This window comes from Exiguobacterium sp. SL-10, assembly GCF_004337025.1.
Taxonomy (GTDB): domain Bacteria; phylum Bacillota; class Bacilli; order Exiguobacteriales; family Exiguobacteriaceae; genus Exiguobacterium.
The window spans coordinates 26,532-38,590 of the sequence record NZ_SJUP01000010.1 but is presented as its reverse complement, the minus strand read 5'-3'; the positions used below and the strand labels follow the sequence as shown (position 1 = coordinate 38,590).

Genomic DNA, 12,059 nt, shown 5'->3' with positions numbered 1-12,059 from the left:
ACGTTTCCGAGGGATTGTTTTATTCGCTAAGTTGCAGTTTTTCAGCACAAGATGCGCATGTGCTCTCATATGACTCGCACTGCTCATCCATATGTTTTCCGCATTCTTGACACGTCTTGTCCGGTAACTTCCGATAAAATTCGACCGAAGACTCAAGTCGGCTCGCCCACTCATTCATAAAAACTGCCTCCTTTATTTAAGTAACGTGACTGTTAAGGTTGTTTTAATTGTATTATAACAGTGGTACATAAGTCAATGATAATATATAACAGATTTATCGGGGTAGATTTGTTAAAATGAGAGTATAGAAAATGAGGTGAGATGAATGAAAGCACCCCAGTGTGAAACGATTGCCATTCAGAATGAGGATGTGACGGTATTACAACAAGCATTGACCGATCTTGATGCGACGCGGGTCAGTCGCTTGTTCAAGGCGTTCGCCGATCCGACCCGGCTCAAAGTATTGTACGTCCTGACGCTAGAACAGGAACTATGTGTCTGCGATGTGGCCGCCGTGATTGGACATTCAAACGCTACGGCGTCGCATCATTTACGGACGTTGCTCGAGCAAGGGCTTGTCAAATATCGAAAAGATGGCAAAGTCGTCTACTATTCACTCGATGATGACCATGTCCGGCTACTCGTCGAAATTGCGATGGCTCACAGTGCCGAACAACTTGATGTGCAGCCCGATGCGTGACGAGAGCCAGCTGGAATTCCAGTCGGCTCTTTTTTGGTTGTAATTGTTCGCGGACAGCGTTACGATATATTCAAATTAACGTTTGAATGTAAAGGGGCGAAGGATATGAAACGGGATGTATTGCCTGTCGAAGGAATCACGTGTACGAACTGTGCCGCCAAAATCGAGAAAAGCGTGACGGGAGTAGACAGTGTCGCCGCTTGTCAGATTGATTTTGCGACAAGTCGAATGATCATCGAATGGAATGATTCGAAGGATCACACGGAGACGCTTCGTGCCATCGAAGCAACGATGGGGCGAATTGAACCGGGTGCACATTTTGTTAAAGATGAGGCGGAAGGACCGATGTCGAGTCGCTTATTATGGCGGTTTGGAGTCGCGTTCGTCCTCCTACTCGCCGGTCTGTACACCGATTCGATTGTCGTGTACGGAATCGCCTACGCGGTCGCGGGCTATGACGTCGTCTATGCGGCAATTCGTAATGTATGGCATCGGGAATGGTTTGACGAAAAATTTTTAATGACAATCGCGACCATTGGTGCGATTGCGATTGCGGAGTATCCGGAAGCGGTCGCCGTCATGCTGTTCTACCAGCTCGGTGAATACTTCCAGGCACGGGCCGTCCACGCATCGCGGCGGTCGATTCAATCGCTGTTGAACATGAAACCGACGATTGCGCGCGTGTTCGAAGATGAACGGGAAATAGAAAGACGTCCTGAAGAGGTCGCGGTCGGTAGCATCATCATCGTTCGAGCAGGCGAACAGATTCCGATGGACGGTCGTGTGCTGCGAGGCTCGAGCTCATTGGATACGGCTTCGCTGACAGGAGAGTCGTTACCACGCCCCATCGGCCCTGAGGAAGACGTCCTTGCGGGAATGGTCAACCTTGACGGACGGCTCGAAGTACGAGTCGAACGCCCGGCGACTGAATCGAGCCTGCAAAAAATGATTGCTCTCGTTGAACAAGCGAGCATGAATAAGGCGAAAACGGAACAGATGATCACGCGATTGGCAAAAGTATACACGCCGATCGTCGTCGTGCTCGCAGCGGTCGTCGCTTTTGTTCCGCCGCTGTTTGTTGGAAATCTCGAGGAGTGGGTATACCGGGCCTTGATTTTCCTCGTGATCAGTTGTCCATGCGCCTTAGTGATCTCGATTCCACTCGGTTATTTCGGTGGGATCGGAGCAGGTTCACGGCGTGGCATCCTGGTGAAAGGCGGCGAATATTTAGATGTGCTCGCCGAAGTCGATACGGTCGTATTCGATAAGACCGGTACGCTCACGACGGGCCGCTTTGAAGTGACGGACGTCGCGACGAACGGGGAACTGACGCCGGATGAATTGCTCCGGCTGGCCGCTCGTGTGGAGATGGCCTCGACACATCCGCTCGCGAAAGCGATTGTCGAACATACGGATCCGGTCTCACCGTTCTCGATGATTAAAGAAGAACCGGGATACGGGTTGATGGCGACAGATGGTGAAGATCGCATTTACGTCGGCAGCGCCCGCTACGTCCAAAAACTGGGCTACCCGATTCCGGAGGAGACATCGGGGACAATCGTCCATATCGTTAAAAATGACCGATGGCTCGGACGTGTCGAGTTGAGCGACCAAGTAAAGCCGGATGCGCAAGAAACGATTCAAGCTTTGAAGCGCTATGGTTGTCAGACGGTCATGTTGACCGGGGACCGGCAAGAAGTCGCGTTGGCCGTCGGTTCAGCGATTGGGATTGATGCAGTGAAGAGTGAATTACTTCCGCATCAAAAAGTCGCAGAAGTCGAAAGATTGGCCGCAACTGGCAAGGTCGCCTTTGTCGGGGACGGGCTGAACGATGCGGCAGCGCTCGCACGGGCCGATGTCGGACTCGTGATGGGTGGTGTCGGGAGTGATGCCGCCGTCACGGCCGCCGATCTCGTGCTGATGAACGACGCTCCGCGAGACGTCGTGGCAGCGATTGAACTAAGTAAGCGCACGCGACGGATCGTTTGGCAAAACATCACGTTCGCGTTCGGGATGAAGGCACTCTTCCTCTTGCTCGGTCTCTTCGGATTCGCTTCGATGTGGGAAGCCGTGTTTGCAGACGTCGGGGTTGCATTGCTGGCGATTGGGAACGCCGCACGCCTCATTCATTCCAAATAAAACGACCTCACCTTGAATGGTGAGGTCGAAGGACCGTCTCATTGGGGACGGTCTTTTTTTCGTGTTTTAAAGATGAGGAACGCTAAAACGAAAAGTATGGCAATAAACAACACGGCAATCGAAGTAAGAACTTGAATCAACACATCAATTTGATTCTCGGTCGCAACGAGCTGTTTACGGATATCTTCATATTGCATTTTTTTTAAGGCACGCAAATCCTCAAGGATGGTTTGACGTTGATCGGTCAATGTTTCTGCGAGCTCGGTCGCGCCTTTGACATTCCCTTGTTCATAAAGAAAAAGTACTTGGGTGGCTCCTTTTTCCCAAATTCCGTCACGATGAAGCAAGTCGATTAACGAGCTCGGTGTGCGCGGGTCGTTCGCAATCGATGCCTTCAACTCTTCTGCCTGCTGGGACATACTGTAATACGATTCTAAAAAGCGGCGGTCTTCATAGGCGAGAAGTCCACGGATGGCGTTTGCCCGTTCGATATTAAAGTACATAATATCTTCGATTGCATCATGGGAATCAAGACGTTGGCTATGGATGGATTCGATTTGATTCATTGTGTCTCGAAGTTGAAATGTGAAGCTTGTGAGGACCAGAATACATAAAACGGATAACGAGACGAGTAAGGTTAACCATTTTTGTTGAGACACAGTCATCCCTCCTTCTATACAATCCTACAATATTTACCGATTTCGTCGCAAAATATTTTTTTGGAAAAGGAAAATATCGGGTAAAGGTATAAATATATAGTAATGCGTTTCTTGTTATCGTTTACAATGAAACGAGGAACGATTTTATTCATAAGGAGAATACACATGCCAGAGAACTCATCGTTACACAAGCTGCACCAGGTCTTGAAAGAGAAACGAGCGAACATGCAATACGAAATCCCGACCTTATGGAACCGCCTGCAATTCCCTTCAGAGCCTGTCCGAGATGGTGTCGAACGGGTCAATCCTTACGATTTTCTAATCGAGACGATTGAAAAAGCGATTCTTCCGCATGCGGTCGATGGACGGGAATATCATCAATCGGTCGCCCAAGCGGACGGATACCTTCAAACCGGAGGCGATTGGATCAAGCGTGCCTCGGTATATTCGATGCAAGTCCGGACTTCGACGTCATGGGATCATGACGGTTCAGGTTATGTCGAGATGGAAAACTCGATTGGGATGAAGGATACGGGCACGTTCGTCAAAACGCTCGCGCTGATCCCGCATCTGTTGTACATGGGAATCGATACATTGTTCTTATTGCCAATCTCCCAACATAGTCATAAAAACAAAAAAGGCGAATTCGGTTCTCCTTATGCCGTACAAGATTTCTTTGGAATTGATGAAGAATTGAAAGAGACGTTGACCGGAGACGGGTTGACGGTCGAGGAAGAATTCGCTGCGTTCGTTGAGGCGTGTCATATGGTCGGGATTCGCGTCGTCATCGATGTCATCCCGCGCACGTGCGCGCGTGATAACCGGCTCATTTTAGAAAATCCCGAATGGTTTTATTGGATTCCGGTGACGGAACTTGACTACTACCATCCACCGCACGTGCCAGGCATCGGTGAAAACGTAAAGCCAGAGCACGCCTTTTTGCCGATGATTTATGGGTCGGAGGACGTGTGGGCGCATTTACGTCGCTTCTCGATGGCGCCGAACCTCGTTGATGCGGACAAGTGGGAGACGGTGAAAACATACTTACTCGAGCACCCAGAAGAGAACTTACTCGCCGTCATCGAGCGTGAGTTCGGCTTGACGACCGCTCCGGCCTTCTCCGATTGCATCAATGATCCGCAACCGCCATGGTCGGACGTCACATATTTCCGTCTGTTCCTCGATCACCCGACAGTGGCTGCACCTTACGTCAGCGAGGCAAACTTGGCGCCATACATCCTGTTCGATTCAATCAAGTCGAATCAATTCCGTGGCGATCAAATCAATGAACCGTTATGGGCGATGCTTGCCGATATCATTCCGCACTATCAGCGTGAATATGGGATTGATGGGGCCCGCATCGACATGGGACACGCCTTGCCGGTCGATTTGGCGCAACGGATCCTTCAACAGCCACGCGCACTCGACGCCAACTTCAGCTTTATCGCTGAAGAGTTGATTGAAATCGGGGCATGGGCAGCGAAAGAAGCAGGGTACAACATGATAATCGGCTACGGGTTTTATAAAGAACCTCGTTTTGATACGCATGAGACACACCAGTTCATTTATGATTCACGCTTCTTGCCATTGCCGGTATTCGCCGCCGGAGAGACGGCCGACACCCGCCGCGTGGCGACACGTGACGGTGGACGCCAAGCGAGTCGCTTGCTCACCGTGTTGAACGGCTTCGTGCCGAACGGTGTACCGATGACGAATTCCGGGCTCGAACTGTATGAGACACAACCGATGAACACAGGGCTCGACTGCCGACCGGAAGAGGCGTATCAACTGTTCCCGACCGACCCTTATTTTGGGAAACTCGCTTTCTTCGACGCGTACCAGTTCCACTGGGATCATCCGGAACGGAACGAGATGATTGAACTCATGCATCAAGTGGCCGAAGTGCGCCGTCGTTGGTTGGATGTGCTCGTCAATCCGAGTCATTTCGAACCGCTGGCGATGCAACAGATGGATGCGCCGTTCATCGGGCTGGCCTGGTTGCGTCCGGACACGAACGAGACGCTCCTTGTCGTCGCCAACACGAACATGCATCATGCTTTGCAGGGCAAAGTCCCGCTCGATGGGGTGCGCCGCCGTAACTGGAACGCGAGTCGTTTCGCTGAAATGGTCTATTCGCCAACTTCGTGGCCGTATGCCGAGCATTCGTTCGATGAGAATTGGGACCTGTGGGTCGATTTAAAACCAGGTGAAGTCAAAATTTATGAAATGAAATGACAAAATACCTCGAACCGGGTCCCGGTTCGAGGTATTTTCGTTACATCGACTGTTTCATGTAATAGATGACAAACTCATCGAGCGGCATCGGTTTCGCATAGCGATACCCTTGCATCGAGTCACAGCCGATTTTCCGCAAAAAGTTCTCTTGGTACTCTGTCTCGACGCCTTCGGCGACAAGCGCCATCCCGAGTTGACGGGCCATTGCGACGATGGTCGCGGTGACAGTCTGATATTCCCGGTTCTCTTCGAGTTGCATCGTGAACTCGCGTGGGATTTTCAACTCATCAATCGGATAACGGACGAGATAGGCGAGTGAGCTGTAGCCGGTCCCGAAGTCATCAATCGACAGTTTGATGCCGAGCGCCTTGAGTTCGAGAATCCGTGTCAACACCCGGTCGGAATGGTGGGCGGCGACGGTCTCGGTCAACTCGAAGTTGAGTCGGCTCGGCTCGATTGGGAAGCGTTCAAACAAGGTCGTCAAATACTCGATTAAATGTTCATCGAACAATTGACGGACGGATAGGTTGACCGACAATTTTGGTAAATGGATGTCTCCTTGTTCGAAGGCGTACATCAATTGGAACGTCTCATGGATCATCCAGCGACCCAGGTCGTGGATGTGCCCCGTCTCCTCGGCGACTGGGATGAATTGACTCGGCGGGATGAAATCTCCGTCGCGTTGCCAGCGCATCAATGCCTCGGCACCGATGATGGCTTTTGTCGAAGCGTCGACTTGAGGTTGGAGATAGAGTGAAATCTCACCTTTTTCAAGGGCGGTATCGAGACCTTCCATCAACAGCTTGCGCTCTTCTTTATCCGCACGTAGCTCAGGTGCGAACAGAACGGTCTCGTTCCGTCCTTTGTCCTTCGCCTTATACATCGCAAGGTCTGCGTTTGAGAGCAGGTGTTTGAGCGTCGACCCGTGATCAGGATAGCGGACAATCCCGATCGACGCATGGATTTCAACGAGTGTCCCGCCCATAAAGTAAGGCGGACGATAGACGAAGCGTCGCAACCGTTCGACGAGCATCTCGTCATCCTCATGTTCAGCGACGACGATAAACTCGTCACCGCCGAGACGTCCCGCGTACTCGTTCGGCAATAAGGCACCTCGTAGTCGTTTGCCGATGTGTTGTAGCAATTCGTCTCCCATATGATGGCCGAACTGGTCATTGATTTCCTTGAATCCGTCGAGGTCGGAGAACATGAGCGAGAACGGTCGGCCCTCTGCGATGAGCCGTTCGATTTGTTCTTGCAGCGCATAGCGGTTGTGTAGTCCTGTCAGGCTGTCGTGGTTCGCCTGATAGTAAATTTGATCTTGTTGGACAATCATTTGAGTGATGTCTTTGACGATCGCATAAATGCCTTCGACCTCCCCGTCGATGATCATCGGGATGTTCATCAACTGCCATACCCGTTTCGACCCGTCCTCGGTGACGACATCGACGTCGAGCGTGCGCGGACGTCCGTTCTGCAACTCATGCAACACGGTCGCGTAGGCGGACCGGTCTTTTTGTTCGATGATATCTAATACATTGGAACCAATCAATGTCTCTGTGTCGTGGCCGAGTACCGAGCTCCCAGCCTCGTTCACGGACAATACTTCACCGTGAAGGTCGAACAAGAAAATCGGTTCGGCATGATAAGCGAACAATGACCGATACTGCTGCTCCCGAATTTCAAGTTCATGTGCTTTTGTCGTCACGGCAACCTCAAGGTCGGTATTGACAGTATGTAAGCGGTGGCTGATCAAGGCGTTTTGCTTGGCGACGACGAACTGACGAATGAGCAACAATAAGACGGCGTTCGCCGTCATCGAATCGAGCACGGATGTACCGAGCAATCGGTCGGAGGCGAGCATGAACAACATGACGATTGTGCTATAGACGACGTAATCGAACACAGAGTCATGGACGAGGGCGTCCTCGGTCGATTCGTCAAACATGTAACTGATAGAAATGATGAAAATGCTGCTCACTTGAACCAAGTGCACCAACTCATGGCCGATGCCATTGAAAATCAGCAATTGATTCACGATCGAAGCGGTCGTAAAGCCGAGAACGCCAATCAATAAGAGCACACGGAAGCTCTGACCGGCCGAAGTGATTCGGTTCAAATAGAGAAAACCGAGCATCATGTACAGGCTGATCAACACCATCTGTTCTTCAAACCCATTCAAGTTGGCCGCATAGCTTCCGCTCTGATTCGAATAAATGAACAGATGTAACGCACCGATCAACAGAAAACTGAGCAAAGCGAAAATATCAAACGTTCGTAGTTTCAATGTCCGAATTTCAATTGACTGGGTGATGACAATCAATGACATGATCAAATAAAAGAAGTTTTGAATAAACGGCATAAGCTCGATTCCGGTCGACACGGCAAAGTGATGTCCGACCAAATAGGCGATGAAACACATGTTGCCGGCGCTGATCAACAAATGGATGTAGCGGCGCATTCCGCGATTTTGAAAGACGGCGGTGATGCTGAAGGCAGACGCAATGAGCGTGACCGCCGTAAAATAGACGAATAGACTCGTCTCCCTCAAGTCATAAGGGGTGAACAGGATCAATAAAAGGCCGAGAAAAAAGGTCCCGACGAGCAAAGCGGGGACTGTTTGGCGCAACGAGTGATTAGACAACTCATGCACCTCCTTCTGTATATGTCTAAGAGGCTCATCAGTATTATCGGATTGTTTTTGGATTTGTTACACAAAAAAATCGACAGCAAGTTGCTGTCGATTAAAGCGTATACGAATGTTCTTTAAAGTTACCGACGACCGAATCGATTTCCGAGACCGTGATGAACGCTTCCGAATCGATGTCGGAGACGATTTGACGCAGTTTCGGAATCTCATTGTTCTGCACGACGACGTACAACATCTTCTTCGAGTCGTTCGAATAACCGCCGATCGCGTCCATGATCGTGACACCGCGTTTCAAGTTTTGTTTGATGACAAGGTTGATCTCATCGGATTTTTTACAGATGATGAAGCACTGCTTTTGTGCCGAGAAGAACCGGTGAATCGTCAACAGCGTCCGCGACCGGACGAAACTGAGCACGAGCGCGTACATGACCGCTTTAATGTCGAACGTGATGAACACGAGGACATAGACGATGATGTCTTGCGTCAAAAAGATTTTAGGGAGCGATAAATTCCGATTGTTCGTGTAAATCACTTTTCCGAGAATATCAAGGCCGCCGGTCGAGGCACCCGCGAACAACAGCAAGGCGAGCCCGAGCCCGGAGACGATTCCGCTGAACACCGAGGCGACGAGTGGATCGTCGAGCGGGGTCGGTGGGATCAGGACCGGCAACGTATCGATCAAGATGGACGACAAGACGACGACGAGGCCGGTCATCAGGATGAACCGTTTCCCAAGGTATTTGATTCCGACGATAAAGAGCGGGATATTCAACACGAGTTGAGTGAATCCGATCGGTGTGCCAAACAGCTCGTTGATGATCAAGGTGATCCCGACGATGCCCCCAGACCCAATCTCGTTTGGTTTGAGCAATAAGCCTACAAAGATTGATTGTAGAATCGTCCCGGCGATGATGAACAAAGTCGTCTCGACGGCGATCCGTTTTCTTGATTTTGCGTACATAGATGATGGCTAGGCGCCATACGCCCCCTTTAAAATAAGCTCATTCAAGCGTACTCCGACGATGGCGGAATTTCAAGCGCTGAACGATTACAATTCGTTGTGGAAGCGGTCGATATCACTTGCGAGCTGCTCGTGTACGTAATCAATGACTTGAGCATCGTCGAACAAGCCGAGCGGTGCGTCGTCTGGAATCGCATCGAACGGGGATACAAAGTATAAGACAGCCGCCACGAGAGCGTCTTGTTTATTCGGTTGCATTTCAAACTGGTTGTTATAGATGGCCCGCAAGATGTTAAGCAATTGTTTCATTTGAAAATAAAGCGTGAGTTCTTCTTCGCGTTCGATATTGCTAATCTCGTTTGACGCGACGTCGACCGTCACTTTAGCTAAAGCGAGTTCGCCTTGGACCAACAGATCACCCAATTTTTCTTTGTGGGTATACTCCTCGGTCGCGCTCGTTAAAAAGTGTGTGTACGTTGTTTTCCAATCTGACATGTATATTCCTCCTTCTGTCTTCCTCTACTAATATGCCCGTTTTTGCGATTTGGTTGCAACTTTTCCGAAAATTTAAGAAAATAGAAATAAGTGAAAAAGGAGGAACTGTACATATGTCTACCGTAACCATGCCGACTGAGGCAGAATTTGCCCGCTATGCTGAACTGGCCGTCAAAAAAGGCGTCAACATTCAGCCGGGCCAACAGCTCGAAGTTCGAGCTGATATTAGTCAAGCACCGCTCGTCCGTCAAATCGTGAAAGCAGCTTACACGGCTGGCGCGAAACAAGTGTATGTCAACTGGAGTGACGAAGAGACGACGAAAGTCCGTTACTTCAACGCTCCGGCGGATGCCTTCAAAGAATACCCGGAATGGCTCAAGGCTCGCTTTGAGCAACTGGCTGAAGAGAAGACGGCGTTCCTATCGATCGTCAGCGACGACCCGGACGCTTTGAACGGCGTCGAGTCGTCACGCATCGCGGACTCGAACCGTGCTGCCGGCGTGGCGCTCGCGAAATGGCGTAAATATGTCATGAGCGATAACGTCAGCTGGTCAATCGTCGCCGGTGCGTCCGAGGCGTGGGCGAAGAAAGTCTTCCCAGACCGTGAAGACGCAGTGCCTGCCCTGTGGAAAGCGATTTTCGAAGCAACACGCATGGACCAATCGGATGTCGTCGCCGCGTGGGACGAGCATGACGCATCGCTCCGTGAGCGGGCGACGTTACTCACGAACAAGAAATATGCGAAGCTCCATTACAAGGCACCGGGCACGGAGTTGACAATTGGCTTGCCGAAGAAACACGTCTTCCTCGGCGGCGGTGGTCCGAACATCGACGGTGTCGACTTTATCGCCAACATGCCGACCGAAGAAGTGTTCACGCTCGCCGATAAAGATTCGGTCGAAGGACACGTGTCGAGCACGAAACCGCTCAGCTATAGCGGCAACTTGATCGATGAGTTCACGCTTTGGTTCGAAGGTGGGAAAGTCGTGAAGGCGGAAGCGAAGCAAGGGCAAGCCGCGCTCGATGAGTTGTTGAACCTCGACGAAGGCGCGCGCCGCATCGGGGAAGTCGCCCTCGTGCCGGACGATTCGCCAATCTCGAACTCAGGCCTTCTTTTCTATAACACGTTGTTCGACGAGAACGCATCGTGCCACTTGGCGCTCGGACGCGCCTACTCGACATGTCTCGAAGGTGGACCGCAAATGTCGGCCGAAGAACTCGCTGAGAACGGCGCGAACGACTCGATGACACACGTTGACTTCATGATCGGTTCGGCCGAGATGAACATCGACGGGGAACTTGAAGACGGTTCACGCGAAGCCATCATGCGTGACGGGAACTGGGTCATCTAAACAAGCAAGAGACGAATTCCTTCGCGGAGTTCGTCTCTTTTTTTACGTTAATTCATAGAGGAAAGCGAGGGCGTTCGGTAGCCGTCGCCGCCACGCGACTTCATTATGGACGGCGCCGGGCTCGACCTCGTACCGAAAGGTGATCCCTTTGCGTGCGATCGTCTCGACAAGTTTCGCATTCGTATATAAGTAATCTTCGGGCGTGATCGGTCCGCTCGTCTCGTTCGTCCCGATGTCCATATAGAGGCGCGCCGTCACATTAGCCTGCTTCACTTCCCGAATGAGCGAGTCGAGATTGGCCCACGCGGCCGTCGAGAGCGAGCCGACGCGCCGGATGGACGGATAGGCTGTCATCATATAGAGCGAGATGACCCCACCCATCGAGCTCCCCATCACGCCGACGTCGTCCGGGTCGGTCGCATAGCGCTCGTCAATCCACGGCTTCAATTCCTGCATGATCCAGTCGGCGTAAGCTCGACCTTTTCCCCCGAGGGTGGGCCGGGTCTTGGCGAGTTCAGGCCCGATTCGTCGATACAGCATCTCATCCTCATAAAACGAGTATTCGTCGTAGCGGTCGAGCCAGTCCGGTGCGCTCGAGATGGCGACGACCATGAGCGGCAGTTGCAGATCCTCGATCTGGCGGTCAATCGACCAACCTTCCCCAATCGTGGCGGTCTTGCCGTCGAACACGTTTTGACCGTCGTGCATATAGAGGACCGGGATCCGCTCGTCAGCCGACACAAAGTCGGGACGATAGACGCGCACGATCCGTTTCCGTCCGCGTGTCGTCTCGGTCGGTAACGTAAAGCTGAATTGCTCAAGCATATAAAGCGCTCCTTTCCCATTAGCTGTCTTCATTTTGCCGGCT

At 51.4% G+C, this 12,059-nt stretch carries 10 protein-coding genes; 4 read left to right on the top strand and 6 right to left on the bottom strand.

The window, feature by feature from the left end; genetic code table 11:
- Window positions 1-19: 19 nt before the first annotated feature.
- Window positions 20-178, bottom strand: a complete 159-nt coding sequence (gene yhfH / locus EVJ33_RS11435; protein ID WP_131437239.1) for a protein YhfH — start codon at window positions 176-178, stop codon at window positions 20-22.
- Between the two features lie 147 nt (window positions 179-325).
- On the opposite strand from yhfH, the gene EVJ33_RS11430 reads away from it, so the two are divergent.
- Together EVJ33_RS11430 and EVJ33_RS11425 are read left to right on the top strand one after the other, a co-directional pair.
- The gene (locus EVJ33_RS11430) at window positions 326-700 is read left to right on the top strand and encodes an ArsR/SmtB family transcription factor (protein WP_131437237.1); all 375 of its coding nucleotides are present in this window, start codon (window positions 326-328) and stop codon (window positions 698-700) included.
- 105 nt (window positions 701-805) lie between these two features.
- Window positions 806-2,839 carry a heavy metal translocating P-type ATPase gene (locus tag EVJ33_RS11425; RefSeq protein ID WP_131437235.1) on the top strand — a complete coding sequence of 678 codons (2,034 nt, stop codon included), beginning with the start codon at window positions 806-808 and terminating at the stop codon, window positions 2,837-2,839.
- Between the two features lie 38 nt (window positions 2,840-2,877).
- Here EVJ33_RS11425 and EVJ33_RS11420 read toward each other — a convergent pair whose 3' ends face one another.
- Window positions 2,878-3,504, bottom strand: a complete 627-nt coding sequence (locus EVJ33_RS11420; RefSeq protein ID WP_131437233.1) for a hypothetical protein — start codon at window positions 3,502-3,504, stop codon at window positions 2,878-2,880.
- 159 nt (window positions 3,505-3,663) lie between these two features.
- On the opposite strand from EVJ33_RS11420, the gene EVJ33_RS11415 reads away from it, so the two are divergent.
- The gene (locus EVJ33_RS11415; protein WP_131437231.1) at window positions 3,664-5,733 is read left to right on the top strand and encodes an alpha-amylase family protein; all 2,070 of its coding nucleotides are present in this window, start codon (window positions 3,664-3,666) and stop codon (window positions 5,731-5,733) included.
- 40 nt (window positions 5,734-5,773) lie between these two features.
- On the opposite strand, the gene EVJ33_RS11410 is transcribed toward EVJ33_RS11415, so the two are convergent.
- The 3 genes from EVJ33_RS11410 to EVJ33_RS11400 all read right to left on the bottom strand — a co-directional run bounded on the left by EVJ33_RS11410 (window position 5,774) and on the right by EVJ33_RS11400 (window position 9,839).
- Window positions 5,774-8,377 (bottom strand): putative bifunctional diguanylate cyclase/phosphodiesterase, encoded by a 2,604-nt coding sequence (locus EVJ33_RS11410; RefSeq protein WP_236634609.1) that lies wholly within the window; start codon window positions 8,375-8,377, stop codon window positions 5,774-5,776.
- A gap of 100 nt (window positions 8,378-8,477) precedes the next feature.
- On the bottom strand, window positions 8,478-9,344 hold the full coding sequence (locus EVJ33_RS11405; protein ID WP_131437229.1) for a YitT family protein: 867 nt from the start codon (window positions 9,342-9,344) through the stop codon (window positions 8,478-8,480).
- Between the two features lie 87 nt (window positions 9,345-9,431).
- Window positions 9,432-9,839 (bottom strand): YkvA family protein, encoded by a 408-nt coding sequence (locus tag EVJ33_RS11400; protein ID WP_131437227.1) that lies wholly within the window; start codon window positions 9,837-9,839, stop codon window positions 9,432-9,434.
- A 113-nt stretch (window positions 9,840-9,952) separates the two neighbouring features.
- Here EVJ33_RS11400 and EVJ33_RS11395 point away from each other — a divergent pair, with 113 nt between their 5' ends.
- The gene (locus EVJ33_RS11395) at window positions 9,953-11,191 is read left to right on the top strand and encodes an aminopeptidase (protein WP_201739705.1); all 1,239 of its coding nucleotides are present in this window, start codon (window positions 9,953-9,955) and stop codon (window positions 11,189-11,191) included.
- A 42-nt stretch (window positions 11,192-11,233) separates the two neighbouring features.
- On the opposite strand, the gene EVJ33_RS11390 is transcribed toward EVJ33_RS11395, so the two are convergent.
- The gene (locus EVJ33_RS11390) at window positions 11,234-12,016 is read right to left on the bottom strand and encodes an alpha/beta hydrolase (RefSeq protein WP_131437225.1); all 783 of its coding nucleotides are present in this window, start codon (window positions 12,014-12,016) and stop codon (window positions 11,234-11,236) included.
- Window positions 12,017-12,059: the final 43 nt, after the last annotated feature.

Coding starts and splice junctions, on each gene's coding strand:
- EVJ33_RS11415 (WP_131437231.1), top strand. CDS start 3,664: ATGCCAGAGAACTCATCGTTACACAAGCTGCACCAGGTCTTGAAAGAG.
- EVJ33_RS11405 (WP_131437229.1), bottom strand. CDS start 9,344: ATGTACGCAAAATCAAGAAAACGGATCGCCGTCGAGACGACTTTGTTC.
- EVJ33_RS11420 (WP_131437233.1), bottom strand. CDS start 3,504: ATGACTGTGTCTCAACAAAAATGGTTAACCTTACTCGTCTCGTTATCC.
- EVJ33_RS11395 (WP_201739705.1), top strand. CDS start 9,953: ATGTCTACCGTAACCATGCCGACTGAGGCAGAATTTGCCCGCTATGCT.
- yhfH (WP_131437239.1), bottom strand. CDS start 178: ATGAATGAGTGGGCGAGCCGACTTGAGTCTTCGGTCGAATTTTATCGG.
- EVJ33_RS11400 (WP_131437227.1), bottom strand. CDS start 9,839: ATGTCAGATTGGAAAACAACGTACACACACTTTTTAACGAGCGCGACC.
- EVJ33_RS11430 (WP_131437237.1), top strand. CDS start 326: ATGAAAGCACCCCAGTGTGAAACGATTGCCATTCAGAATGAGGATGTG.
- EVJ33_RS11390 (WP_131437225.1), bottom strand. CDS start 12,016: ATGCTTGAGCAATTCAGCTTTACGTTACCGACCGAGACGACACGCGGA.
- EVJ33_RS11425 (WP_131437235.1), top strand. CDS start 806: ATGAAACGGGATGTATTGCCTGTCGAAGGAATCACGTGTACGAACTGT.